This is a genomic window from Pseudomonas syringae group sp. J309-1 (assembly GCF_032582135.1).
Lineage (GTDB): Bacteria > Pseudomonadota > Gammaproteobacteria > Pseudomonadales > Pseudomonadaceae > Aquipseudomonas > Aquipseudomonas quasicaspiana.
On record NZ_JAWHNU010000024.1, the window covers coordinates 15410 to 41256 of the forward strand.

A 25847-nucleotide genomic window follows, 5' to 3' on the forward strand; every position below is an offset into this window, starting at 1 on the left:
CATTTATCCTCGGATGGCCCAGAAAGCCAGGTTCAGCCCAGGGAAATCACCGGCTACATGGAAAGCAAAGCCACCGGAATTCATCAGCTGTTTCCAGTGTTCACTGCCACGGTCCAGTTCGTAATAGGTGGAGCCTGCGTGATACGGAATCTGGCGAGGCGCAACCGGCAATGGCAGCAGGCCGATTCCCGGCAGTTGCAGGTTGACCAGATCCCGGATGTGTTCAACCGAACCGACTTTGCTCTGTTGGGCAAAGCGGCCGCGCAAGGTTTCGCCCGGCACGTCGGCGCGGACGACAAGAATGAAGCTGGCGCTTTCGATCAGGCTGCGGTCGGCCAGCATGGCGACATGAATACCGTAGGCTTTCTCGACAATCGGAATCGGCGTGGCTTTGCTGTCGATCAACATCGACAGGGCTTCACGCAGGGCGTGCATCACCGGGGTGAAGCTCAGCGCCAGATTGTCATGCTGGTACGGCGGATACTCCGCTGGGCGACGCTCGGCCACGGAGAACGTCGCGAACTCTCCCGCCAGGCTCACCAGTTCGCTGAACAACCGCTCGGGGTGCAATGGACTCAGGTGAGCGAGGTGCTGGATCAGGGGCTGAGCCCGATTGACCAGTTGCAGCAGCATGAAGTCAGCGATCTCCGAGGCTCCGCCCGCGCCGGACGCTACCACGCGCCCGGCCAGTGCTTCGCCGCGCTGATGCAGCAGGCCCAACAGCTCGCTGCGAAACGCGCTCAAAAGGGCGCTGGCCGCGATATCCAGCACCGGCGGGATGTAAGTGTCATCCAGCACCAGCGCCCGGTCGGCACGTTTTTCCTTGATTCGCACCATGCCGATGGCTGCGTAATCACCCAAGCCATCCTGTGCGGTCAGCAAGCGCAGCGCGCGGGAGCCAATGGCTACCGGTGCGCGGTTCTCAAACGGCGCATTGTCATCGCGCACTTCGCGCACCTGGCTGATGTAGCGCGCCGCGCCGGGTTCTTCGCCTTCATCAACCGTGTCGCGAGCGCCCGCGCGACGCAGTGGCAAGGCCAGGTAAATCAGCCCGTCACGCAGATTGTCATCAATGCTCAGCGGACTCGGTGCCAGGTCATCCTGCGGAATATTAAACGGCGTCCCGTCCGGTAACAGTCCACGGGCCGAGATGATTGCGAGTTTGCCCTGTGCAAGCAGGCCCTGATCGATCAATAACTCGGAGAACCCCCAGGCACCGGCTGACAATGGCCGACTGCGGGCATCGATGAGGTTTTCCAGGTAACGGTCATGCTGCTGGAAATGCTGTGTTCCAATGAACATGCCTTCCGACCAGACCACTCGATTGTTCCAAGACATGAGTTCTCCGATTGCCTATTGAGCGGGACGGGTTGGGATCGCGGCATCGGTGCGTATGGCTCGCACGTCGAGGCTGATCTGATATTCGCGGCGTTGGCCGGGGGCGACATCAAGCACCGCACGCCATTGCGCCTGGTCTATTTCGCGATAACCGACAACGAGCCCGACATGACGGGTTGCAGGATCAAGCGGGCGCTGGATGCTCAATTGTTCGCCGGGCTGCAACAGCACTTCGTCCTGATCAATCAGGTCAGGACCGAGGGTCGCGGGTGCACGCTCCACCAGGCCAAAGTAATCGGCGCGGGTGAAATTGGCGATGTTCTTGAGTTCGAAAATTCGCACTCGCACGGGCGCTGGCTGGCCGCTGGCGCCGGGATTGAGACCGGCGATTGCCTGGAAATTCAACGTCAACGCGTTTGCTTCCGGCGCTGCGTCGGCAGAAGGTGGAGCGTCTTTGGCACAAGCGGCCAGCAGCATGATGAAAAGAGCTGCTACAGCACTACGAAACATCCTTTTTTCCTCGATATCCAGGGGCGTTGTCTGTTGCCGAACACGTTGCTATGGACGCCGCAGCCGGGCGCTGTGCTCCTCGTAGGCGCGGCTGAACTCGCGACCGAACAGGTCTTGAAAATCATCTTCCGCCTCGCGGGAGATATTGCTGTAAAGCTCGCTGAACTGCTGCCAGTACTGAGCTTGACGCGATCCGGGCAGGAGATTGGAAAGCCCGCCGGGTTTACTCATTCGCGCTTCCAGTTCGCTGGGCTCAAACCGTTTGAGCAGGTGTTTGATTGCGGCTTCTACGCCTGCCATGACGGCCAGTTGATGCGCGCGCAAATCGTCGAAACTATCGCTGATTGCCTGGTCCGGTGGCATGAATGCCTGATTGCCATGGCGCAGCAGGAGCAGCAGCGCTTCATCGGCATTGGGCGCGAACTTCAGCGGGTTGTTTTCCACCGGGCGGATCATGGTTTGCTGCATGCGGAACTCACCCTTGAGGCTGGTGCGCGCGCGCAGTACATCGATCAGGCCTTCAACCATCAACCGATAACTGCGGCCGATGGCTTCCATTTGCGCTTCGGCTTGAGCGTGATCGATGCGCAATTGATCCAGCCCTGCGCCGCGCAGAAAAGCTTGCAGTAATTGAGGTTGCGCGTGACTGGCGGCAGGTGCGGTAACCGGGGGGGGCGTCGGTTGCTCCTGGGCCGGAGCCGGGGCGGGCTCAGCAACTGCTACAGGAATCGGCGCTGGCGGAATTTCTGGCACAGGTTCAGCGCTGACTGCCGCTGGCCTGGCTGGCGCAGGCATATCTGCAAACAGGTCCCAGTCTTCCGGGATTACCCCTGGCGCGGGGGCAGCGGGCGCAGGTGTTTCGAATACGGGAGCCGCAGGCGCATGGGTGGCTGTCGGCGGCCGGAAGTCATGTCGTTCGGCTGGCACATGGTCCGGCTGAGTAACCGGCGGGACGGCAGACGGCGTTAGAAAGTCGAACAGGTCGGGCAGGGTATCGAACGAAGACGGGCCCTGAAAACCTGACGGAGTGGGCATGTCCAACGGTGCAGCAGCGGGGACGGGCGACGACGGAGCCTGCTGGCGACCCATCAGCGCTTCAAAGCTGTTTGAGGCGTCCACGTTGCCGAGGCCGGGTTCCATCATTTGCAGATTGAAATCAATGCGTGCCTGTATTTCGTATTCGCCAATCCGGATAACTTCGCCGTCTTGTAATGGCTCACTGTTTCCACGGCGCAGCCTGATGCCTGCATTGACCAATTCAACGCCATTGGTGCTGTTATCGGTCAAATAATAACGGCCGTCTTTATATTGAATGACGCAATGTCTGGCTGAAACGAGGCGTTCAGGATCAGGTAATACCCAATCATTATCCGTGCTGCGCCCAATCGCTATCACACCTTTGTCCATTGATTTTTCGGGACATTGGCCTGGCGTTATCTTGTGATAACTCGTAATGGTCAAACGCAGCGACATCGCGCCTCCTTGCATGCATCGCGAACAAAAAAACGGAAAGGTTGTTTCTGCGACAAAACGATTACAGTTTGATCAAAACAGCAAAAATATCCCTTTGTATCGGCCATTTCGCTGAAATTCCGCGATTGTAAACACACCTTCATGAATGTCGTACAGATTGTGACCGTAGAGTTCAGTGGGATGCCAGTCCGGTCACAACTGTTTCACAAGCTTTACAGCTTACCTTGACATTGGCTGTTTCCTACACCAAAAATGCACAACTTATAAAATAATGGTGATGTCGACGTGACATCACAGATCGTACGCTTTCAGCAAAGTTCCGAAGTTACCCGGAAGAATTTATGCAAAGTGATTGCGATATTTTCGTAACTATTCCCGGACCTCGATAGGGAGATCGATTTGGTGGATGTTCCGTTGTTACTCGCCGCTGTTTCCGCGAACTCTCCGTGTGGCGAAGACCTGGAATATGACGCCGATTTTTTGCAGTTGGAGCGCGACGCACTCGGCAAACCCGAGCGCGTCATGGGCGATTCAATTCAGCCCGCTGAGCCGCCCCAATGGCGCAAGATCGAGCAGTCCAGCACCGCTCTCCTGCAGCGCAGCAAAGACCTGCGCATCACCCATTTCCTCCTGCAAAGCGCCCTTGCCCTCGACGGCATCAGCGGCCTGAGCAACGTCCTTGTTCTGACTCGTGATTTGCTCACGCAGTACTGGACCGATCTTTATCCGCAGCTTGACGCCGATGACGACAACGACCCTACCGTCAGAATCAATGCGCTGGCCGGTCTGACCTGCGACACCAATATCCAGTTGTTGCGTGAAAGCATCCTGATCCGCTCCCGGGCGTTTGGTCCGATCAGTCTTCGCGCTGCGCTGAATGCCGCTGGCTTGCAGCATTTCGCCGATGAGCGCCTGACGTCCGATGAGTTCGCGGGCGCGCTGCAGGACGTAGACGCCGAGCAGTTGGACGGTATTCGTGCCGCGCTGGGGGCTGCTCGTGATGCCGCTGAAGCCATCGAGCAGATAGTTTCCGAGCAAGTGGGTTCGGCCCAGGGCGTTGATCTTTCGGCCTTGAAACAGCCACTCAAACAGGCGCTACAAGTGCTGGGTGAGACTGCCGTTCACCGCGAGTTCGAGACGCCGCTCACAGAATCAAACGAACCTCGCGAACTTTTCAGTGAAACCAGCGCTCCGATTTCGGCCCGTTCTTCAGGGACGATCAGTAGTCGTGAGGACGTGTTGCGCAGTCTGGATCTGATACTCGGTTATTACGCCCGTCACGAGCCTTCGAGCCCGCTTCCGGTGTTGCTGAATCGCGCAAAGCTGTTGGTGAATGCGGACTTCGCAACCATCGTGCGCAATCTGATTCCCGACGGCATGAACCAATTTGAAAATCTGCGCGGACCCGAGGCCGACTGACTCGTAATCGAGTTGTTCTGGCCCGAGTTACGCAACACCGTTACCGGCACCGGCCGATGACGCTAACACAGTCGCATCAGCGACCAGGAGGAGCAACGTGGCGAACAGCAGTTCTCAGAAATTCATAGCGCGCAACCGCGCGCCACGGGTCCAGATCGAGTACGACGTAGAGCTTTACGGTGCCGAGAAGAAGGTCCAGCTGCCGTTCGTGATGGGCGTGATGGCCGATCTGGCGGGCAAACCTGCCGAGCCGCTGCCAGCGGTTGCCGATCGCAAGTTTCTGGAGATAGACGCTGATAACTTCGACTCGCGTCTCAAGGCGATGCAGCCACGCGTTGCGTTTCATGTGCCGAACGAACTGACCGGTGAAGGTAACCTGAGTCTGGATATCACGTTCGAAAGCATGGACGACTTCAGTCCGGCTGCCGTTGCTCGCAAGATCGATTCGCTGAACCAGTTGCTCGAAGCCCGCACCCAGCTGGCCAACCTGCTGACCTACATGGACGGCAAGACCGGCGCCGAAGAAATCATCATGAAAGCCATCAAGGATCCGGCGTTGCTCCAGGCCCTGGCCAGTGCGCCAAAGCCTCAGGACTCCGAGCCCAGTGCTTAATCAGGACAAATGATCATGACCGATTTGATGCGTGACAATCAGGCGCCACAGGGCTCCACTCAGGAAACCAGCGAGTTTGCTTCGCTGCTGATGCAAGAATTCAAACCCAAGACCGAGCGTGCTCGCGAAGCGGTTGAAACCGCCGTGCGGACCTTGGCCGAACACGCTTTGGCACAGACTGACCTCATCTCCAACGACGCGATCAAATCGATCGAGTCGATCATTGCGGCCATCGACGCAAAGCTCACCGCGCAGGTGAATCAGGTCATCCACCACCCGGAATTCCAGCAAGTGGAAAGCGCCTGGCGTGGTTTGCATTACCTGGTCAACAACACCGAAAGCGATGAGCAACTGAAGATTCGCGTGCTCAACATCTCCAAGCCGGAATTGCACAAGACCTTGAAGAAATTCAAAGGTACGGCCTGGGACCAGAGCCCGATCTTCAAGAAAATGTACGAAGAAGAATACGGCCAGTTCGGCGGCGAACCTTACGGTTGCCTGGTAGGCGATTACTACTTCGACCAGTCGCCGCCGGATGTCGAGCTGCTGGGTGAACTGTCAAAGGTCTGTGCAGCCATGCACTCGCCGTTTATTGCGGCCGCATCGCCTACCGTAATGGGCATGGGCTCGTGGCAGGAACTGTCCAACCCGCGTGACCTGACCAAAATTTTCACCACTCCGGAATACGCCGGCTGGCGCTCGCTGCGTGAGTCCGAGGACGCACGCTACATCGGCCTGACCATGCCGCGCTTCCTGGCACGTCTGCCGTACGGCGCCAAGACTGATCCGGTGGAAGCCTTCGCCTTCGAAGAAGACACCGACGGTGCCGACAGCGCCAATTACACCTGGGCGAACGCGGCCTACGCCATGGCCGTGAACATCAACCGTTCGTTCAAACACTACGGCTGGTGCTCGCGCATTCGCGGTATCGAATCCGGCGGTGAAGTGCAGAACCTGCCTGCGCACACCTTCCCGACCGACGATGGCGGTGTGGACATGAAATGTCCGACTGAAATTGCCATCTCCGACCGTCGCGAAGCCGAGCTGGCCAAGAACGGTTTCATGCCGCTGCTGCACAAGAAGAACACGGATTTCGCTGCGTTCATCGGCGCCCAGTCGCTGCAGAAGCCTGCCGAATATGACGATCCGGATGCGACCGCCAACGCCAATCTGGCAGCGCGTCTGCCTTACCTGTTCGCCACATGCCGTTTCGCGCATTACTTGAAGTGCATCGTGCGTGACAAGGTCGGCTCGTTCAAAGAGAAGGATGAGATGCAGCGCTGGTTGCAGGACTGGATCCTGAACTACGTCGATGGTGATCCTGCGCACTCTACCGAGACCACCAAGGCCCAGCACCCACTGGCTGCGGCCGAAGTCGTCGTGGAAGACGTAGAAGGCAATCCGGGTTACTACACCTCGAAATTCTTCCTGCGCCCGCACTATCAGCTCGAAGGTCTGACGGTATCGCTGCGTCTGGTTTCGAAGCTGCCGTCGGCAAAAAGCGCCTGATTCAGCAGTTATCGCAGGACCGGCTTTGACCGGGAGTCAGCACTGGCTACTTCCTCCCAAAGCCGCTCCTGCGTCGTAGACCAAACGGCGCTGCCGTTTTAGGCGCTGCCGTTTTACACAAAACCAGTGGCCATCGCCACATCAGGAGAGAACATGGCTGTCGATATTTTCATCAAGATCGGTGACATCAAGGGCGAGTCCATGGACAAGGCCCACAAGGACGAAATCGACGTGCTGAACTGGAGCTGGGGCATGTCCCAGTCCGGCAACATGCACGTCGGCAGCGGTGGCGGTGCTGGCAAGGTGAACATTCAGGACCTGTCGATCACCAAGTTCGTCGACAAGTCCACGCCAAATCTGATGATGCTGTGCAGCTCCGGTAAACACATCGACAAGGTCACGCTTACCGTGCGCAAGGCCGGTGGTGAAAGCCAGGTCGAGTACCTGATCATCAACCTCGAAGAAGTGCTGATCACCTCGCTGAGCACTGGCGGCTCGGGCAGCGATGATCGTCTGACTGAAAACGTGACCCTGAACTTCGCTCAGGTTCTGGTCGACTATCAGCCACAGAAAGCTGACGGCACCAAAGATGGCGGCGCGGTCAAATACGGCTGGAACATTCGTTCGAATACCAAGCGTTGATCGCAGGCGCCCCCGTTCAATCGGGGGCGCAACTTCACGTTCGATCTTTTGCCGGATGCCTGAATCATGGCCAAGCCTTCGTTTATCAATCTGTGGAATGGCTATCCCCCGTATCCCGGGCCAGCTGCGTGTGACGGGCCGTGGTCCAATCAGTGCGCCATTCGGATGAGTATCGCGCTGTGCGCTGAGCGAACTCTGCCGGTCAATTCGTCAACCTATACCGAGCCGCGCTGTGCTCATGGTCATGCGCGTGGGGCTGAGTCCCTGGCGAACTGGCTGTGGAAGAAGAAGCAGCTTGGGCCGCCAAAGATTTACACCAACAGCCCGGCTGACCGGCTCAGCTTGATTAACAAGACCGGGATCATTTTCTATAAAGATTTCTACTATCAGCCCAACGATCCAGACGGCAGTCCGAGCGGTGACCACATCGACTTGTGGAATCGTGGTCTAACTGCAAGCAAGGGCAGTGACTACTTCGTTCGCGCCAAGGCTGTCTGGTTTTGGGAGCTGAACTGATGCGCCTGTTCGCCGGGTTCACGTTGCTGTCTGCCAGCCTGCTCAGCCTGACTGCATGTGCAGCTCAGCCGTCTGCCACCAGTAGTAGCACGCTGACGACGGCCGAAATTGCCGGTCAGCCTGCCCATCTGAGCGACGGGCAGGGCCGTTGCGTCCTGACTCGCAAAGGAAGCGCAGCGCTAACGCTGGATATGCAGTGGCCATGTCGCTTCAGTGAAGATCGGCAACACAAAGTGCGAGTGGAGGATTTTCGCAAGGCACTGATCGTCATGGTCGAGCGTAGCGAGCCTATGCCGCCGCCAAGTACTGATTGCCTGACCGATTTACAGCCTGTTCGCTTCTACAAGGGCAAACTTGAGGCCGCGCCAGTGAGTCGGATTGCCGCTTGCGGCCCAGGCTTCTGGGATCAGAAAACCTTTACCTGGCAGTTCGACTGGTGAGCGACCTGACCCTGCGCGAGCGCCTGCAACCATCGTTGCTTGATCGCCTGACAGACCACGACCCGAGCAACCCTCAGGAAAGCGCCGACAAACGCGTGCTGTCCTTGAGTCAGCTCAAGGCTTCAGTGCTGCGCGACCTGGCGTGGTTGCTCAATACCACGTCACTGCTCGATGGCGACGCGACGCTCAATACACCAGCGGGTACTTCTGTGATCAATTTTGGCTTGCCAGCTTTGGCGGGCAACAGTGCTTCGAGCATCGATATCGGCGCGCTGGAAATACTGATCCATCGCGCCATTGCGACGTTTGAGCCGCGCATCTTGCGCAACACCCTGCGGGTGAGAGCGCGGGTCGGGCAGGGCGAAATGAATCACAACGCCTTGAGCTTCGAGATCGAAGGGGACTTGTGGGCCGAGCCGGTGGCCTTGCCGTTGCTGCTGCGCACCGATCTTGATCTCGAGTCCGGGCACGTCACCGTGGCGCCTGCCGAACAGCGGAGACGCTCATGAATCCGCGCCTGCTCGCCCTCTACAACCAGGAGCTGCAGCACGTACGCGAAAGCGCGGCGGAGTTTGCCAAGGAATACCCGAAAATCGCGGGTCGTCTGACGCTTTCGGGTATGGACTGTGCCGATCCCTACGTGGAACGCCTGCTGGAAGGTTTCGCCTATCTGACGGCGCGGGTGCAGCTCAAGCTCGATGCGCAATACCCGACCTTCACGCACAACCTGCTGGAGATTGCCTACCCTCATTACCTGGCACCGACGCCGTCGATGACCGTGGTGCAAATGCAGGCCGATACCGACGAGGGCTCCCTGGCCAGCGGTTTTACGCTGCCGCGAAACAGTGTCCTGCGCGCGGCCCTTGGCCGTGACTCGCAAACTTCCTGCGAATACCGCACTGCTCACGCCGTCACGTTGTGGCCGTTGCAGGTCAGCCAGGCAGAGTATTTCGGCAACCCTTCGGCGGTGCTGGGGCGTCTCGCGGCGAGCGAACCCAAGGCCAAGGCGGGCTTGCGCATTACCCTGCGCACCGGGGCCGAGCTGGCGTTCAGTAAGCTGAGCCTGGAAAGCCTTCCGCTTTACCTCAACGGGGTCGATGAGCAACCGTTCCGTCTCTACGAGCAACTGCTGGGCAGTGCCTGTGCGGTATTCGCTCGTCAGCCCGGCAGCGACTGGGTCGAGCGACTGCCCGCAGATGCGCTGCGCTCCTGTGGTTTTGATGACCGTGAAGCTGCATTGCCGGTCGTGCCGCAGGCGTTTCAGGGCTATCGGCTGTTGCAGGAATACTTCGCCTTGCCACAGCGTTTTCTGTTCGTCGAATTCGCTGAGCTGACCCGTGCCGTGCAGCGTTGTGACGGACAGGAACTGGAGCTGATCATTCTTTTTGATCGCTTTGACCAGAGTCTTGAAGGCTCCGTGGGCCGCGACCAGTTCGTGCCATTCTGCTCACCGGCCATCAACCTTTTCCCGCGTCGCGTGGACCGGATTCACCTGTCTGATCGGGTCAATGAGCATCATGTGATTGCTGACCGCACCCGGCCGATGGATTTTGAAATCCATTCCCTGACCAGCGTAACGGGCCACGGCACCGGGCCGGATCAGCCTTTTCTTCCGTTCTACGCCGTGCGCGATCCCTCGCGTTATGGCCGCGATAAAGCGTATTACACGGTTCGGCGCGAACCACGGGTGCTGTCCAGTGAACAGCGCCGTAACGGCACCCGCTCGACGTACGTTGGCAGCGAAACGTTCGTCAGCCTGGTGGACGGTCAGCAGGCGCCTTATCGCCAGGATCTACGACAGTTGGGCGTCAGCGCCTTGTGCACCAACCGCGACCTGCCGCTGTTCATGAGCGTGGGGAGCGGCAATACCGACTTCACGCTGGCCGACAGTGCGCCGGTCTCAGCCGTACGTTGTCTGACCGGGCCGAGTCGGCCGCGGGCCAGCCATGCCCACGACAACAAGGCCTGGCGTCTGATCAGCCAGCTATCGCTCAATTATCTTTCACTCAGCGAACAGGGCCAGGGTGCTGCGGCGCTGCGAGAACTGTTGCGCTTGTATGGCGACAGTAACGACGCCGCACTCCAGTTGCAGATCGAAGGCCTGCGAGAGGTCAGCAGCAAAGCGGTGACCCGCCGACTGCCGATGCCCGGGCCGATCGTGTTTGGCCGTGGGCTGGAGATCACGCTTGAGTTTGACGAAAACGCGTTTCGAGGCACGGGCGTGTTTCTGCTCGGTGCTGTTTTCGAGCGCTTCCTGGCACGTTATGTGTCGATCAACAGCTTTACCGAAACGGTGATTCATACCACCGAACGCGGTGAGATCATGCGATGGAAAGCCAAGCCCGGACGCCGCCCAACTCTGTGAGCACGATAACGTCAATGCAGAGCGAGCCCTGGGAATACGATTTCTTCCAGGCATTGCGACGTATCGAATGCGAATCCCCGGACCTGCCCAGATTCGGCCATTCGTTGCGCCTTGCAGATGATCCATTGCGTCTGGGGCAACAGCCTGATTGCGCCTTCGCGCCGTCGACACTGGCGTCCATGAGCCCGGCCGAAGACGGCAAGGCTGCGCGGCTGGAACAGTTTTTCTTTGGTCTCGGCGGCCCCAACGGTCCATTGCCGCTGCACATCACCGAATACGTGCGCGAACGTCAGCGCAATAACGGCGACAGCGCCAGCAAACGCTTTCTGGACGTGTTCCACCATCGCTTGCTAAGCCTGTTCTACCGCGCCTGGGCAGAAGCCAGCCCGACTGTCAGCCATGATCGCCCTGACGACGATTACTGGGCCGCACGCCTGGCGGCCCTGAGCGGGCGCGGTATGCCAAGCCTGCTGGAGCAGGGGCTGATTCCCGACACTGCAAAGCTGCATTACAGCGGTCATCTTTCGGCTCAGACCCGTTATCCCGATGGACTGCGGGCGATCCTCTCCCACTATTTCGGTTTGCCGGTGGAGATCGAGGAATACGTCGGCCAATGGCTGGAATTGCCAGAGCGCAGTCGCGTCGGCGTGAGCGGTCATCAACTGGGCGTCGATTTTTGCCTGGGCAGTCATGTCTGGGACCGTCAGCACAAATTCCGCATTCGGCTCGGGCCGCTCAAGCTCGACGATTACATGGGCATGTTGCCCGACGGTGAACCCTTCAAAGAATTGGTGGCCTGGGTCGCCGAATACCTCGGGCACGAACTGGACTGGGATCTGAACCTGGTGCTTCAGCAGCCCGAGGTTCCGAAATTTCAACTCAACGGGCGCCAGCGGCTGGGGTTCAACACCTGGCTCGGTCAGCCACAAACAGACGCCAAGGACTTGATTCTGGCCCGGCACTACGCCGAGCAGGCCACGTCAGCACAACATTCAAGGAGTAATGAACATGGGTGAAATCAGTCGCGCCGCGCTGTTTGGCAAACTCAACAGCGTCGGCTACAAGGCCATCGAGGCCGCTACGGTCTTCTGCAAGCTGCGGGGCAACCCGTATGTGGAGCTTGCCCACTGGTTTCACCAACTGCTGCAACTTCAGGACTCGGACCTGCATCGCATCATTCGCCAGTTCAATGTCGAGCCTGCGCGCCTTGCCCGTGACCTCACCGAAGCGCTGGACCGCCTGCCGCGCGGTTCGACGTCCATCACGGACCTGTCTTCGCAAGTCGAAGAGTCCGTCGAGCGTGGCTGGGTTTACGGCAGCCTGATGTTCGGTGAAAACCAGGTGCGCACCGGCTATTTGCTGCTCGGCATTCTCAAGACTCCCAGCCTGCGTAACGCCTTGCTGGGGCTGTCGTCCGAGTTCAATAAAGTCAAAGTCGAAACCTTGAGTGAGCGCTTTGACGAATACGTCGGCGATTCGCCGGAAAACGCCCTGAGCGCCAGTGACGGTTTCAATGCCGGTGCCGTGCCGGGCGAGGCGAGCGGTGCCATGGCCCCGAGCGCCATGGGTAAGCAGGAAGCGCTCAAGCGTTTTACGGTCGACCTCACCGAGCAAGCCCGCAGCGGCAAACTGGACCCCATCGTGGGGCGCGATGAGGAGATCCGCCAACTGGTCGACATCCTCATGCGCCGTCGCCAGAACAACCCGATCCTCACCGGTGAGGCGGGCGTGGGTAAAACCGCCGTGGTCGAAGGTTTCGCCTTGCGCATCGTCGCCGGGGACGTGCCGCCGTCGCTCAAGGACGTCGAGTTGCGTAGCCTGGACGTCGGCCTGCTACAGGCCGGGGCGAGCATGAAGGGTGAGTTCGAGCAACGTTTGCGTCAGGTGATCGAGGACGTTCAGGCGTCGCCCAAGCCAATCATTCTGTTTATCGACGAGGCCCACACCCTGGTGGGTGCTGGTGGTGCGGCGGGCACTGGCGATGCCGCCAACCTGCTCAAACCGGCGCTTGCCCGTGGCTCCTTGCGAACCGTCGCGGCGACGACGTGGGCCGAGTATAAAAAACACATCGAGAAAGACCCTGCACTGACCCGTCGCTTTCAGGTCGTGCAAGTCGCCGAGCCTTCGGAAGACAAGGCCCTGCTGATGATGCGTGGCGTGGCGTCGACCATGGAAAAACACCATCAGGTGCAGATTCTCGACGAGGCCCTGGAGGCTTCGGTCAAGCTGTCTCACCGGTACATTCCGGCCCGTCAGTTGCCGGACAAGTCAGTCAGCCTGCTGGACACCGCTTGCGCCCGCGTTGCGATCAGCCTGCATGCGGTACCGGCTGAAGTCGATGACAGCCGTCGCCGTATCGAAGCGCTGGAAACCGAATTGCAAATCATCGCCCGCGAGCATGCGATTGGCGTGGATATTGGTGCGCGGCAGAGCAACACTTCTGAGTTGCTGAGCAGCGAGCGCGAACGTTTGCTGGCGCTTGAAGGTCGCTGGGCGGAAGAAAAAGCACTGGTGGATGAGTTGCTCGCGACCCGCGCCCAATTGCGTGAAAGCGCGGGCGTTGTCGACAGCGATGCAGGCAGCGAAGTCCAACCCGAAGCCCACGCCGGATTGCGTGAGCAACTGGTTGATCTGCAAAAGCGCCTGAGCGCATTGCAGGGCGAGACGCCGTTGATTCTGCCCACTGTCGATTATCAGGCGGTGGCTTCAGTGGTTGCCGACTGGACCGGCATTCCAGTCGGTCGTATGGCGCGCAACGAACTTGAGACCGTGCTTAACCTTGATAAGCACCTGAAGAAACGCATCATTGGCCAGGATCACGCCCTGCAGATGATCGCCCGACGCATTCAGACCTCCCGTGCAGGGCTCGATAACCCGAGCAAGCCGGTAGGCGTATTCATGCTGGCCGGTACATCGGGCGTCGGTAAAACAGAAACCGCGCTGGCGCTGGCTGAGGCCATGTACGGCGGCGAACAGAACGTCATCACCATCAACATGAGCGAGTTCCAGGAAGCGCACACCGTTTCGACCCTCAAGGGTGCGCCTCCCGGCTATGTCGGTTATGGCGAAGGCGGCGTGTTGACTGAGGCCGTGCGCCGCAAGCCTTACAGCGTGGTGCTGCTTGATGAAGTGGAAAAAGCCCACCCTGACGTCCATGAAATCTTCTTCCAGGTCTTCGACAAGGGCGTGATGGAGGACGGCGAGGGCCGGGTCATCGACTTCAAGAACACCCTGATCCTGCTGACCACCAATGCCGGTACTGAGCTGATTTCACACCTGTGCAAAGACGTGCAGAATCTGCCCGATCCCGAGGATATCGCCAAGGCCCTGCGCCAGCCGCTGCTGGAGATTTTCCCGCCTGCGCTGCTCGGTCGTCTGGTGACCATTCCGTACTATCCGCTCAGTGACACCATGCTCAAGTCGATTACCCGCCTGCAACTCGACCGGGTCAAAAAACGCGTCGAAAGCACCCACAAAGTCGCGTTCGATTACGATGACGCGGTGGTCGACCTGATCGTTTCCCGCTGCACCGAAACCGAAAGCGGCGGCCGGATGATTGACGCGATTCTGACCAACACCCTGCTGCCCGACATGAGCCGAGAATTCCTCACCCGCATGCTCGACGGCAAGCCCATGGCGAGCGTGAGCATCAGGGCGCTGGACGGCGAATTCGATTATCAGTTTGGCGATGCCAACTGAGCCTGCGAGCGCTAGCTAACTACTCTGGCTATTTAACGGAATAATCCATGCTGTTCACCCAACTCACACGTCTGGCACAGATCAACAGCCCGCTCGGACCGGATGTGCTGCTGCTCAAGAACATGGGCGGCGGCGATGAGCTGGGGCGGATGTTTGATTACACCCTGCAGCTCACGTCCACAGATGGCGCCATCGACCTCAACCAGTTGCTGGGCAAACCCATGAGCCTGTCGCTGCGCCTGGATGATGGCAGCCAGCGCTACTTTCACGGGATTGTCGCGCGTTGCAGTCAGGAGGTCGGCCAGGGCCAGTTCGCCAGCTATCAGGTTACGTTGCGCCCCTGGCTGTGGCTGCTGACGCGGACGTCCGATTGCCGGATATTCCAGAACCAGACCATCCCGCAGATCATCAAGCAGGTCTTTCGCGACCTGGGCTTCTCGGATTTCGAAGACGCGCTGAGCCGCCCTTATCGGGAGTGGGAATACTGCGTCCAGTACCGGGAAAGCAGCTTCGACTTCGTCAGTCGCCTGATGGAACAGGAAGGTATTTATTACTTCTTCCGCCATGAAAAAGACCGCCACGTGCTGGTGCTTGCCGATGCTTATGGCGCACATCAAAACGCACCGGGTTATGCCTCGGTGCCGTATTTCCCACCTGATGGTCAGCACCGCGAACGCGACCACATCAATGACTGGCGTTTGGCTCAGGAAGTCCAGCCGGGCTCGCTGGAGCTTAACGACTACGACTTCCTGCGTCCGTCCGCCAGCATCAACGTGCGCTCGGCCATGCCCCGGCCACACACGGCAGGCGATTACCCGCTGTACGACTACCCTGGCACTTACGTGCAAAGCCAGGACGGCGAGCATTACGCCCGCACGCGCATCGAAGCGCTGCAAAGCCTGCATGAGCGCGTCGAGCTGAGCGGCAACGCCCGAGGCCTTGGCACAGGGCACCTGTTCAGCATGACCGGCTTTGGTCGTGAAGATCAGAACCGCGAATACCTGATCGTCGGCGCGCGCTACTACGTCGCCCAGGAAAGCCACGAATCGGGCGCGGGCTCAGCCGGTCCACAATTCGAAAGCGCCCTGACCTGCATCGATGCCCAGCAAAGCTTTCGACCGCTGGCCAGCACCTCAAGGCCCATCGTCAAAGGCCCGCAAACCGCCATCGTCGTGGGCCCCAGCGGCGAGGAAATCTGGACCGACCAGTTTGGCCGGGTCAAGGTGCATTTCTACTGGGACCGGCACGACCAGTCCAACGAAAACAGCTCCTGCTGGATCCGCGTATCTCAAGCATGGGCGGGCAAGAACTGGGGCTCGATGCAGATTCCACGGATCGGTCAGGAAGTGATTGTGAGCTTTCTGGAAGGCGATCCGGACCGCCCGATCATCACCGGTCGCGTGTACAACGCGGAACAGACCGTGCCCTACGACCTGCCCGCCAACGCGACCCAAAGCGGCATGAAAAGCCGCTCCAGCAAGGGGGGCACGCCTGCCAACTTCAATGAAATCCGGATGGAGGACAAGAAGGGCGAGGAGCAGTTGTTTATTCACGCGGAAAAGAATCAGGACATCGAGGTCGAGAACGACGAGACCCACTGGGTGGGCCATGACCGAAGTAAAACCATTGATAACGATGAAACTGTTCACGTCAGGCATGACCGCACCGAGACGGTAGATAACAACGAAACAATCACGGTGCATGCCAATCGGAGCAAAACGGTTGATCGCAACGAGACAGTAAAAATAGGCATGAACAAGTCTGAAACCATCCTGATGGCTTCTTTGCAGAACGTCGGCCTGGGGCGCATGGAGAACGTGGGACTGGGCTATAGCCTCAATGTCGGCATGATGATGAATACGTTTGTCGGCCTTAACCAGACGACTCAAGTGGTCAAGAAAAAAACACTATCGGTGGGTGATAGCTACAAGCTGAGCGTCGGCGGCAGCGATGATGGCTCGACTATTACGATGGATGGCAAGAGCATCAAACTGGGCAGTAAAACCATCGAGATCACCGCTGACCAGGAAATCCGACTGACATGCGGTCAGAGCACGATCCGCATTACTCCCTCCGAAATAGAGATACTTTCACCGAATGTCGACATCAACTGCTAGCTCAATCACCACCGTGTATTCAGGCAATGCGTCGAGGCTTGACGGTGTCAGCCTGCTTTTCCAGACAAGGACATCGGCATGAGCGGTCTTCCTGTTTCTCACGTGGGCGAAAAGGTATCCGGAAATGTAATCGCTACCGGATCTCCGACGGTTCACGTCGGTAGCTCCGGCGTCGGGATGGCCGACCGGGTCTCTGCATGTGTGCCAAATGTCGGCCAGCCGGTCAACCCGATGCTGGGCTGCAAGCTGCTGCCAGAGGAGGTGGATTTTGCGTTGACCGCCCCCGACACGTTCAGCTTCGGGCGTGGCTACCTGTCCAGCAATCCTCGAGTGAGCAAGCTGGGGCAGGGGTGGTCGCTCCCAGGTGAAAGTGTCACGCTGGAGCTGGATGCCAATACCTGTGTGTTGATCGACGTCCAAGGCCGCCGCATTACTTTCCCTGCGCTGGAGCCCGGCAAAATACACTATTCGGGTAGCGAGCAACTCTGGTTGCGCCGAGGTGGCGTTTCATCGGAGCAGCCATTGTTTTCGCCCTGGAAGGGGCGTTGGTCGCCCGTCCCACCGGCGATACAGGCCAGTGAAGCTGCTGTTCTGCTGCTGGCGGGCAACAGTTATCTCTGTTTTATGCGTCAGCCTGATGGAGTATGGCGTCTGCATTCAGCATTTGGCCGCAGCGGTTACCTCACTGAGTTTGGCTGGAGTCGCAGAGGTTTTCTCGCCAGCATCCGTGACAGCGCTGGACGTAGCTATGGCCTGGTGTATCAGCAGGTATGCGCGCCACAGGCCGGTGACGACGGAGTGCGTCTTTGCGGTGTGATTCTGGCTAATACAGACGGCCCTATTCCGGAAAGCTTCGATCCTCAGGCGCTGGGTAATGATTGGCTGGTGCGCTACGAATTCAATGAAGTGGGCGACCTGATAGCCGTGCGTGACCGTTCGGGCGAACGGGTGAGGGTGTTCGCGTGGAACAACCACATCATGACTGCACATGGCGAGCCGGGCGGTCAGGAAGTGCGTTATGAATGGGACACGCATCTGCCCTCGGGGCGAGTGGTCAAGCAAAGTGAGGCCGAGGGACTGGTTCGCGAATTCCGTTACTACGCGGATGCCACCGATGTTATCGATAGCATGGGGCGTGTTGAACGTTACGAGTTCAGCGGCAGCGATGGTGAAAGGCGCTGGACTGCACTGGTACGCGCCGATGGCAGTCGTACGGAGTTCGAATACGACCTGTTCGGTCGGCTGGTTGTTATCCGTGACCCGCTGGGCCGAGAGTCCCGTCGTCGGCTTGATGGTCAGGGGCGAGTCCTTGAAGAGGAATCGCCCGGCAAAAGTCGATACCGCAAGACGCTGGATGAAGAGACCGGTTTACTCAACGAGCTTGTTAATTCCATGGGGCGCAGCTGGCGTTTTGAACGGGATACGCGCAGTAATCTGACACGCGCGACCGGTCCGGGTGGCACGACTCTCTACCGCTACGATGATTCGTCTCTGCCTGATCGCCCCACGCAAGTGATCGACAGCAAGGGGGGCGTGAAAACCTTTCAGTGGAGTCGCCTTGGCCTGCCTGTCAGTGTCACGGACTGCTCTGGCCAGACATATCGTTATGAGTACGATCTGGAGGGACGTCTCATCGCTGAAATCGATCCGGCAGGTCAGATCTCGCGCCGTAGCTACGACCTTCTCGGCCAGGTCACTGGGCTTTCCTTTCCCGATGGCGCGAGTCTTGTTTACCGCTATGACAAGCAGGGACGGCAAACCCATATGGCCGATGCCCAGGGGCATTGCACGCAATTCTTCTGGGACAGATACGGACGACTGTTGCGCGCTGTGGACTCAGCAGGGCAAGAGCTGAATTACCTTTACGATGCTGCTGGTCGGCTGTGCATGCTCACCAATCAGAATGGTGCCAAAGCGCGTTTTGCCTGGGATGAGCTGGACCGGTTGGTCGAAGAGAACGGTTTCGACGGGCGTCGTCAGCAATATCGCTACAACCTTGCTGATGAGTTGGTGGTGCGCATTGATGGCGAGCAGCGTGAGACCCATTATCAGTACAACCTCGATGGACGTGTGGTCAGCACGAACTTCCCGGCCACTGCAAACGCTGCGGCTTTCAGTGAACACTACAGCTGGTTGGCGGATGGTCGTCTGGCAAGTGTAAGAGGGCCTGACTGCGAAGTGCGTTTTGCCTATGACGATGCTGGCAATCTATGCCTTGAGAGTCAGATCCATGCCGATGGCTGGGTCTACAGCGTTCAACACCAGCACGACGAATTGGGTAAGCGTGAAAGCAGCCAGTATGGCGACGCGCCTCTGGTTAAATGGCTTACCTACGGGTCAGGTCATTTGCATGGCGTGATGGTTGAGCAGGTTGAGCTCAGCTTTGAGCGCGATGCTTTGCACCGCGAAAAACACCGGGACGCCCGACTCAAGGGCAAGCCGCAAACCTTATTTGATCAGCAGCGCGATTACGACGCGTCAGGGCGGCTTGCTCAAAGCAAGCTGACCCGGTCCGGTGCAGATGGCTGGCAGCGCAGCTATCGCTATGACTTGCTCGGACAATTAACGCAGATTGACGACAGCGTCAGTTCTGCCTTGAAGTACCAGTACGACCTGAGTGGAAGGCTGGTTTCCAGTCGCCGTGGCAATACCGTAGAGCAGCTTTACCGTTTCGATCCGGCCGGCAACAGGCTAGATACTGCTGGATTGCAGGGTGCCGAAAAGCTCTTGCAGCATGAGCATAACGAGCTCTATCGCTCGGGTTATACCGATTCCCAACGCTCGGCGCTGGCTCAAGGCGTAGATTCGTCCTGCTTGGGGAACCGTGTTGAGGTCTTCCAGGGCAGCACCTATCGTTACGATGCGTCGGGGCATCTGATTGAGCGCAAGGACTCTGACGGTCAGCGACTCTTGCTGGCCTACGATGGTGCCAACCGTTTGATCCACATGCTTCGCCAGCGTCCCGATGGGGAACATGTCGAAGCGCGCTACCGTTACGATGCGCTATCCAGACGTATCGCAAAAACTGTACGCGAAGGTGCTGAACAGCAGCGGGTTCGCTACGGCTGGGACGGCGAGCGGCAGTGTGCAGAAGCCTTCGAAAGGCTGTTGCGCACCACCGTGCATGAACCTGAAAGTTTTGTCCCCATGCTGCGCATTGAACAATCGTGCGAGCCTGACACGCCAGAGTTGCTGGAAATTCGTCGCGCCATGGCGGCAGAAGATCAGCCTTTGCCTGCGCAGTGTCATCCTGTATTGGGTGCGCCCAGCATCAGCTTTTTCCACACCGACCACATCGGTACGCCGCTGCAGTTAAGCGATCAGGATGGTCAGGTGACGTGGCAAGCTCATCCTGATACATGGCGAGGGGTGACGGAGGAAACAGGCTCTACCGACCAACCCATCCGTTTTCAGGGACAGCATCACGACGATGAAAGTGGTCTTTATTACAACCGCCATCGTTATTACTTACCTGAAATAGGACGTTACGCCAGCCAGGACCCCATCGGTTTCAGGGGTGGCCCCAATGCCTATGTCTATGCATTGAATGCTCCCTCCGTCGCCTATGACCCAAGCGGGCTGATTGTGCCGCTGATTATTTTAGCCGGTGCTTTCCTTGGCCGCGCAGCACTGGGCGCGACCATCGAAGTGGGGATGCAGGCGGGTAAGCAGTTGCTGGGTCAGGTAAAAGATAATTGGGATAATGATCGCGACCTGATGGACTTTAAGTGGGGGTGTATCGATATTAATTGGAAACATGTGGGGGCGGCAGGCGCCTTTGGTGCAGTTGCACCAGGTTTGTTCGGTTCTGCCAAAACGGTCCTCACATCGTCAAAGGCGCTCAAAACTCTGTCCGGCCAAGCTGCAAATACTGCCAATCGTGCTGCAAAACTGGCCGCCCGTAAGGCCGCGCACACCAACACTCTTAAAACCACAGTTGCTACCCAGGCGGCTTGGCAAACCGGCAAAGTGATCGTCAATTGTCCTTTGAAGGATGAAGACGAGGAGTGTCAAAACCAGTGATCAAATACTTTCTGATAATGACGGCAGTCGCCATTCCCGTTGCCTACTTTTATAACCTTCTGGAAAAGTATCTAGGCGACACATGGTTAACGGTTGGGGTGTTTGCCCTGGTACTGATTTCTTTACGAATCGGTCTCTATCTGTACCGTAGGTCCAAAGGCATTAAGGATAATTATCTGGACGAGTGACTTTCCTGGGACTTTTTCTGATGGCGTCTGACTGGAGGCGTCAAACCGGGCTCGCGTAGCTTAATGACCAGGATTTCCATGGTGAGTAACCCCCCTGAATTGCTGGCCGCGCTGGACAAGCTAATCCTGGCATTGAAAAGCACAGGCAAAATGGGGCCTGCGGACTTCTTCTCGAAGAAGTCCGTCGAGCTGCAGGCAGCAGTTACCGCCGATGCTGCGATTCAAGAACTTTCGACCTGTAGTGCAATTGCACAGTATGGTGATTTCACTTTCAGCGAAGAGCGGCTGCTGGAAGAGGTTGTGGAGGCAGCGATCAGAAGCCGTAATTAGTTTGCTGAGGCGTCGCTCCCGTAGAACGTTGGCTGAGAAAATTACTGCGGCGGGCCTGAAAGGGAATGAGGTACCGTTGAATCATTCCCCCAGCAGATATGGACGGGGTTGGCCCTAAGCGGAGTATTTTGATTGGTCAGCGAAGAACTCAAGGCCTTTGTTGAAAAAGCAGATGGCGATGTCATTCGTGTGAAGGTCAACGACCGCGATCTCTCTGCAGAGCTAGCTGCTGTCGGGTTCTTAGGGTCGCTTGAAGAGGGTGTCTTTGAGCGTTACGTCGCTGATGATGTAGAAAAAGCCAAGGTATTTGACTCACTTCGTTTGCTCCACATCGCTTTCTCCAACGGCAAGGAATGGTGCCCCGCAGAGGTGTTTGAATATCTGCGTGATAAGGCGTTGCTCAGTGGAGAATTTGTCAGGGTTTCGTGGACGCAACCGGGGCAGTATCGGCTTGAGTTTGTTTGATGCACGTCCTGTGAAGAGCCGATTCATCGGGCCCCAAGATCACTGAATTGAAACCCATCCTGTAGGAGCGCACGAGCACCGCGAGGCCGCGATAGCTTTTTGTCAGACCCACCGCTATCGCGGCCGCGCGTTGCTCGTGCGCTCCTACAGGTCCGAGGTTTGCTGCGCTACAGCAAGGCGTCTGGACGAAGGGGGCGCTCTATCAATCAACATGCATTTTTGTGAGTTGACCCCAAATCCTGTAGGAGCTCACCGAGGTTACGAGGCCAGCGATAGCGTTTTGTCAGACCCACCGCCATCGCGGCCTCGCGGTGCTCGTGCGCTGCTACAGGTCTACCGGTTGGCGCGAGACAGCGCGGTGAGCCTGCAAAACAAAAAAGCCCGCACAAGGCGGGCTCTGCAGCACTTCAGCATTTACACCAGGGTGTTCTTCTTGATGCTGCCTTCCTGAATGATCATCGCCAGGTTTTCACCTTGGCCCACCAGACACTCGATGGATTCCAGCGGGTTGCCGTCGACCACCAGCAGGTCGGCGATGGCGCCTTCGGCGATGCAGCCCAGTTGGCCTTCGCGTTGCAGGATTTTTGCTGCGACAGTGGTGGCGCTGCGCAGGGCGGCGAGGTTGCCTAGCACTTCGGCGCGGATCTGCAACTCATGGCTTTGGTATTGATGCATGTCGCCGAGCAAGTCTGAGCCATAGCCCATTTCCACGCCTGCTTCTGCGAACAGCTTCAGCGCGTTGCGACCGGCCAAGCGCACGTCTTCAATCTTGGCCACGGAGTCAGGTGGCAAGCCTGCTTCTGCGCCGTGCTTGGCAAGCATCTCGTAGGTCACTTGGGTCGGCACGGCGAACGCGCCTTTCTCGGCCATGAGTTTCGCTGTGTCGGCGTCGACCAGATTGCCGTGTTCAATGGTGCGCACGCCGCACTCGATAGCGCGACGAATCGCCCGTGCGGTATAAGCGTGAGCCATTACGTAAGTATTGGCGGCTTCGGCCTCATCGACGATGGCGCGGATTTCCGCCTCGCTGTACTGCGTGTTGGCAATCGGGTCTGTCGGTGAGGACACGCCGCCCGAAGCCATGATCTTGATCTGGTTGGCGCCTTGTTGCAGTTCTTCACGCACGGCCAGACGCACGTTATCAACGCCGTCCACGACGCGGGCGATAGCGCCAGCGCGGAAGCAGCACGAACATGGCTCGCTCAGCAGCAGCTCCCCACGAGCGCGCATGTCCCCGTGACCACCGGTTTGCGACAGCGCTTTACCGGCTGCAAAAATACGCGGCCCCGGCACGAGGCCCAGCGCGATGGAGCGAGCCAGCGCCCAGTCTGCACCGCCCGCATCACGCACGGTGGTGAAGCCGCGGTTAAGCATCGCTTCAAGAATCGGCAAGGCGCGGTACATGATGATGGCGTTGGGTTGCAGCGCATTCATGCCCAGGTTGGCGTTGGAGGCCAGCACGTGAACGTGGCAGTCGATCAGGCCTGGCATCAGCGTGCGGCCGTTCAGATCAATGACTTGGGCGTCGGCCTCTACAGCGTCATTTTGTGGGCGAACAGCGCTGATGCGTCCACCCTCGATCACAACTTCCAGACCGCCCAGCAACTCGCCTTTGTTCAGGTCGAGCAACTGGCCGTTGCGCAGGATCAGGCGTGCAGCGTTTTGAGTACTCATTGCAGAGCGGCTCCCTTGAAGGTGGCATTGGCGGTGGTCTTGCGGTCGCGGTACAGAAACGCGCCGCAACCGCTGACCACGGCCGCGAACATGATGTAGAAGGCCGGCGCGACGTTGCTGCCGGTGTTGGCGATCAGCCAGGTAATGGTGAACGTGGCGAAACCGCCGAAGATCGTGACCGCAAAGTTGTAGGCCACGGACAGGCCTGTGGACAGCACGTGAGTCGGCAGCAGTTCGCTGAACGCGGCCAGAATCGAACCGATGTAACCGGCGATCAGCAGGCCCATCACCACTTCAAAAATCAGCAGCGAGGCCAGCCCCGGCATCTGGTTGATGAACAGGAACATCGGATAAGCCGCAACGAAAATCGCCGCCGCCGAACCCAGCAGCCAAGGCCTGCGACCGGTTTTGTCAGCCAGCATGCCAACAATGGGCGTCGCCACGATCAACACCGCGCCGCCCATCATCCCGGCGCTGAAACCGATGCCACTTGGCAGCCCCAGAACGCGGGTGGAATAGGACGGGATGTAGAACAGAATCGCGTAGGTGCAGACCGTCCACAGCACAACCAGCGAGAAGCTGATCAGGGTTTCCCGTGGATAGGTGCGGAAGACTTCGCGCAGTGGCGATTCGGTGGTTTTTGACTCTTTGTAGACCGGCGTCTCGTCGATGCGGCTACGGATGTAGAAACCGACCGGACCGATCAGCGTGCCGATGATGAACGGGATCCGCCAGCCCCAGCTTTCCAACTGTGCTTGAGTCAGGTAGTTCGAGAGGATAGCGCCCAGTGTGGAACCCAGCAGCACGGCGACGCCGATACTGGCCTGAATCCAGCTGGAGTAAAACGCTTTCTTGCCGTCCGGGGCGTGCTCGGTCAGGAAGGCCGTCGCGCTGCCCATTTCACCGCCCGCCGAGAAACCTTGCAGCAGCCGTGCGAGCACAATCAACACCGGCGCAATCATGCCGATCTGTGCATAACTCGGGGTGATCGCAATGATCAGCGTCCCCAGCGCCATCAACAGGATGGTCAGTGACAGCGCGGCTTTACGACCGTGCTTGTCCCCATAAACACCCAGCACAATGCCGCCGACTGGACGCATGAAAAAGCCTACGCCGAAAGTCGCCAATGCCAGTAGATAAGAAGTGAGTTCGCTGTCGGTGGGGAAAAACACCTTGGCGATGATGACCGAGAAGAAGCTGTAGACCGTGAAGTCAAACCATTCAAGACCGTTGCCGATCACTGTCGCGATCACGGCTTTGCGTGCTTTCTGGTTGTGGGTTGGCGTGTTTTTTATAGCGTTCACGTTGAACTCCTGCATGCAAATTACGCACGGAGTGGTCCCGCGCACGAGTGGGGCAGAGAAGCAATCGGGTGAAACATCGTCAGGGTCTTGTGCCCTTGTAGGCCCGAGAATAACTCGCGAAATTGAATGCGGGAAAACGCTCATTGGGAAGATATGCATGCGCTGGATGCATGCAAGAGGACGTGGATCTGTAGGAGCTGTCGAGCACCGCGAGGCTGCGATATCGGTGCGTCCGACAAATCGCTATCGCAGCCTCGCGGTGCTCGACAGCTCCTACAGAAAACGTGATTCAGTCCCCGCTCTGCACCGCCAACCACTGCTCAAACGACCGCGCCGCACGACTCGGAAACTGCCCCGACGGATTGAGCAAATAATAACCACCGATCTCGCCCACATGCACATCACAAGCAGGCACCAACGCCCCGGACTTAACGTGCCCATCGATCATCGGCTTCCAGCCCAACACAATGCCGCGTCCATCAATGGCCAGGTCCACCATCACCGGATAGTTATTAACGGTCAGGCGCTTGGAAATCGCTGAAGCATCGATACCCTGACGCGCAAACCAGTTTGTCCAGGACAGCCACTGGCGCTGACCATCCTCAAGCATCAACAACCGATGCTCGAACAATGCTTGCGGCTTGAGCACCCGGCCTTGCAGATAGCCCGGCGCGCAATACGCCCCCACCGACTCTGCAAACAACAGCCGACTGTCCAGCCCCGGCGGCGAACCCGAGCGCAGGAAATACACCGCCAGATCAAACTCCGCACGCACCAGCGAATCCAGCCCGTCGACCACCCGCAAACGCACGTCTACATTGGGAAACTCATCGGCATAACGCCCCATCAACGGCCCCAGCCATAACGCCGCGACACCGCTGGAACACGCCAGCGTCAGCTCCTGCTCGCCGCTGTGGGTCATGACCTGCGCCGTCGCTTCAGCGCATTGGGCAAGCACCCGATGCACCTGCTCGGCATACACCTGCCCGGCCACTGTGAGATGAATGCGCTTGTGCTCACGCCGAAATAACGCCCGCCCCAGAAACTCCTCAAGCTGCTGCACCTGACGACTGATCGCACTCTGCGTCAAATGCAGCTCAGTGGCCGCGCGAGTGAAACTGCCATGACGCACCGTCGCCTCGAAAGCAATCAGGGTTTGCAGCGGCGGCAGGGGTTCGATGCGCATGGGGAATCCGGAGTGGTCGTGGTTGCCGCCATCAGA

General features: G+C 58.5%; 20 protein-coding genes. 14 read left to right on the forward strand and 6 right to left on the reverse strand.

Annotated elements, in window-relative coordinates; all coding sequences use genetic code 11:
• Positions 1–3: 3 nt before the first annotated feature.
• The 3 genes from tssK to tagH are packed head-to-tail and all read right to left on the reverse strand — an operon-like array spanning position 4 to position 3321.
• On the reverse strand, positions 4–1338 hold the full coding sequence (gene tssK, locus RX972_RS14700; protein ID WP_122396883.1) for a type VI secretion system baseplate subunit TssK: 1335 nt from the start codon (positions 1336–1338) through the stop codon (positions 4–6).
• A gap of 15 nt (positions 1339–1353) precedes the next feature.
• Positions 1354–1848, reverse strand: a complete 495-nt coding sequence (gene tssJ, locus RX972_RS14705) for a type VI secretion system lipoprotein TssJ (RefSeq protein WP_316876398.1) — start codon at positions 1846–1848, stop codon at positions 1354–1356.
• Positions 1849–1896: 48 nt separating this feature from the next.
• The gene (gene tagH / locus RX972_RS14710) at positions 1897–3321 is read right to left on the reverse strand and encodes a type VI secretion system-associated FHA domain protein TagH (protein WP_316876400.1); all 1425 of its coding nucleotides are present in this window, start codon (positions 3319–3321) and stop codon (positions 1897–1899) included.
• A gap of 402 nt (positions 3322–3723) precedes the next feature.
• Between tagH and tssA the strand changes: the two genes are divergently transcribed.
• The 14 genes from tssA to RX972_RS14780 all read left to right on the forward strand — a co-directional run bounded on the left by tssA (position 3724) and on the right by RX972_RS14780 (position 21647).
• The gene (gene tssA, locus RX972_RS14715; RefSeq protein WP_122396894.1) at positions 3724–4740 is read left to right on the forward strand and encodes a type VI secretion system protein TssA; all 1017 of its coding nucleotides are present in this window, start codon (positions 3724–3726) and stop codon (positions 4738–4740) included.
• Between the two features lie 97 nt (positions 4741–4837).
• Complete coding sequence (gene tssB, locus RX972_RS14720; protein WP_099270322.1) at positions 4838–5353, forward strand: type VI secretion system contractile sheath small subunit; 516 nt, start codon at positions 4838–4840, stop codon at positions 5351–5353.
• Positions 5354–5368: 15 nt separating this feature from the next.
• Positions 5369–6862 (forward strand): type VI secretion system contractile sheath large subunit, encoded by a 1494-nt coding sequence (tssC, locus tag RX972_RS14725; RefSeq protein WP_027900004.1) that lies wholly within the window; start codon positions 5369–5371, stop codon positions 6860–6862.
• Positions 6863–7015: 153 nt separating this feature from the next.
• A complete protein-coding gene (locus RX972_RS14730) occupies positions 7016–7504 on the forward strand; it encodes an Hcp family type VI secretion system effector (protein ID WP_027900003.1) in 489 nt (162 codons plus the stop codon).
• 66 nt (positions 7505–7570) lie between these two features.
• Complete coding sequence (locus tag RX972_RS14735) at positions 7571–8020, forward strand: type VI secretion system amidase effector protein Tae4 (RefSeq protein WP_027900002.1); 450 nt, start codon at positions 7571–7573, stop codon at positions 8018–8020.
• Positions 8020–8460, forward strand: a complete 441-nt coding sequence (locus RX972_RS14740) for a hypothetical protein (RefSeq protein WP_122705148.1) — start codon at positions 8020–8022, stop codon at positions 8458–8460. The genes RX972_RS14735 and RX972_RS14740 overlap by 1 nt, the downstream gene beginning before the upstream one ends.
• Entirely contained in the window at positions 8457–8969 is a 513-nt protein-coding gene (gene tssE, locus RX972_RS14745) for a type VI secretion system baseplate subunit TssE (protein WP_373562239.1), read from the forward strand. Before RX972_RS14740 ends, tssE begins: the two co-directional genes overlap by 4 nt.
• A complete protein-coding gene (tssF, locus tag RX972_RS14750) occupies positions 8966–10825 on the forward strand; it encodes a type VI secretion system baseplate subunit TssF (protein WP_316876407.1) in 1860 nt (619 codons plus the stop codon). The genes tssE and tssF overlap by 4 nt, the downstream gene beginning before the upstream one ends.
• Positions 10789–11841, forward strand: a complete 1053-nt coding sequence (gene tssG / locus RX972_RS14755; RefSeq protein ID WP_099270327.1) for a type VI secretion system baseplate subunit TssG — start codon at positions 10789–10791, stop codon at positions 11839–11841. Before tssF ends, tssG begins: the two co-directional genes overlap by 37 nt.
• On the forward strand, positions 11834–14524 hold the full coding sequence (gene tssH / locus RX972_RS14760; RefSeq protein WP_316876408.1) for a type VI secretion system ATPase TssH: 2691 nt from the start codon (positions 11834–11836) through the stop codon (positions 14522–14524). The genes tssG and tssH overlap by 8 nt, the downstream gene beginning before the upstream one ends.
• A gap of 47 nt (positions 14525–14571) precedes the next feature.
• Positions 14572–16641, forward strand: a complete 2070-nt coding sequence (gene tssI / locus RX972_RS14765; protein ID WP_316876410.1) for a type VI secretion system tip protein TssI/VgrG — start codon at positions 14572–14574, stop codon at positions 16639–16641.
• 78 nt (positions 16642–16719) lie between these two features.
• Positions 16720–20664 carry an RHS repeat-associated core domain-containing protein gene (locus RX972_RS14770; RefSeq protein WP_316876412.1) on the forward strand — a complete coding sequence of 1315 codons (3945 nt, stop codon included), beginning with the start codon at positions 16720–16722 and terminating at the stop codon, positions 20662–20664.
• Positions 20665–20915: 251 nt separating this feature from the next.
• The gene (locus RX972_RS14775; RefSeq protein ID WP_316876414.1) at positions 20916–21182 is read left to right on the forward strand and encodes a hypothetical protein; all 267 of its coding nucleotides are present in this window, start codon (positions 20916–20918) and stop codon (positions 21180–21182) included.
• Positions 21183–21314: 132 nt separating this feature from the next.
• Complete coding sequence (locus tag RX972_RS14780) at positions 21315–21647, forward strand: hypothetical protein (RefSeq protein WP_316876415.1); 333 nt, start codon at positions 21315–21317, stop codon at positions 21645–21647.
• Positions 21648–22061: 414 nt separating this feature from the next.
• Here RX972_RS14780 and RX972_RS14785 read toward each other — a convergent pair whose 3' ends face one another.
• From RX972_RS14785 to RX972_RS14795, 3 genes are all read right to left on the reverse strand, one after another.
• Entirely contained in the window at positions 22062–23321 is a 1260-nt protein-coding gene (locus tag RX972_RS14785) for a metal-dependent hydrolase family protein (protein ID WP_316876417.1), read from the reverse strand.
• Positions 23318–24625, reverse strand: a complete 1308-nt coding sequence (locus RX972_RS14790) for an MFS transporter (protein WP_371856675.1) — start codon at positions 24623–24625, stop codon at positions 23318–23320. Before RX972_RS14790 ends, RX972_RS14785 begins: the two co-directional genes overlap by 4 nt.
• Positions 24626–24914: 289 nt before the next feature.
• The gene (locus tag RX972_RS14795; protein WP_316876422.1) at positions 24915–25811 is read right to left on the reverse strand and encodes a LysR substrate-binding domain-containing protein; all 897 of its coding nucleotides are present in this window, start codon (positions 25809–25811) and stop codon (positions 24915–24917) included.
• Positions 25812–25847: the final 36 nt, after the last annotated feature.

What these genes read in the sequence shown, in the direction of transcription:
- tssK (WP_122396883.1), bottom strand. Translation starts at nt 1,338, where the DNA reads ATGTCTTGGAACAATCGAGTGGTCTGGTCGGAAGGCATGTTCATTGGA.
- tssJ (WP_316876398.1), bottom strand. Translation starts at nt 1,848, where the DNA reads ATGTTTCGTAGTGCTGTAGCAGCTCTTTTCATCATGCTGCTGGCCGCT.
- tagH (WP_316876400.1), bottom strand. Translation starts at nt 3,321, where the DNA reads ATGTCGCTGCGTTTGACCATTACGAGTTATCACAAGATAACGCCAGGC.
- tssC (WP_027900004.1), top strand. Translation starts at nt 5,369, where the DNA reads ATGACCGATTTGATGCGTGACAATCAGGCGCCACAGGGCTCCACTCAG.
- RX972_RS14730 (WP_027900003.1), top strand. Translation starts at nt 7,016, where the DNA reads ATGGCTGTCGATATTTTCATCAAGATCGGTGACATCAAGGGCGAGTCC.
- RX972_RS14735 (WP_027900002.1), top strand. Translation starts at nt 7,571, where the DNA reads ATGGCCAAGCCTTCGTTTATCAATCTGTGGAATGGCTATCCCCCGTAT.
- RX972_RS14740 (WP_122705148.1), top strand. Translation starts at nt 8,020, where the DNA reads ATGCGCCTGTTCGCCGGGTTCACGTTGCTGTCTGCCAGCCTGCTCAGC.
- tssF (WP_316876407.1), top strand. Translation starts at nt 8,966, where the DNA reads ATGAATCCGCGCCTGCTCGCCCTCTACAACCAGGAGCTGCAGCACGTA.
- tssG (WP_099270327.1), top strand. Translation starts at nt 10,789, where the DNA reads ATGGAAAGCCAAGCCCGGACGCCGCCCAACTCTGTGAGCACGATAACG.
- tssH (WP_316876408.1), top strand. Translation starts at nt 11,834, where the DNA reads ATGGGTGAAATCAGTCGCGCCGCGCTGTTTGGCAAACTCAACAGCGTC.
- tssI (WP_316876410.1), top strand. Translation starts at nt 14,572, where the DNA reads ATGCTGTTCACCCAACTCACACGTCTGGCACAGATCAACAGCCCGCTC.
- RX972_RS14770 (WP_316876412.1), top strand. Translation starts at nt 16,720, where the DNA reads ATGAGCGGTCTTCCTGTTTCTCACGTGGGCGAAAAGGTATCCGGAAAT.
- RX972_RS14775 (WP_316876414.1), top strand. Translation starts at nt 20,916, where the DNA reads ATGACCAGGATTTCCATGGTGAGTAACCCCCCTGAATTGCTGGCCGCG.
- RX972_RS14785 (WP_316876417.1), bottom strand. Translation starts at nt 23,321, where the DNA reads ATGAGTACTCAAAACGCTGCACGCCTGATCCTGCGCAACGGCCAGTTG.
- RX972_RS14795 (WP_316876422.1), bottom strand. Translation starts at nt 25,811, where the DNA reads ATGCGCATCGAACCCCTGCCGCCGCTGCAAACCCTGATTGCTTTCGAG.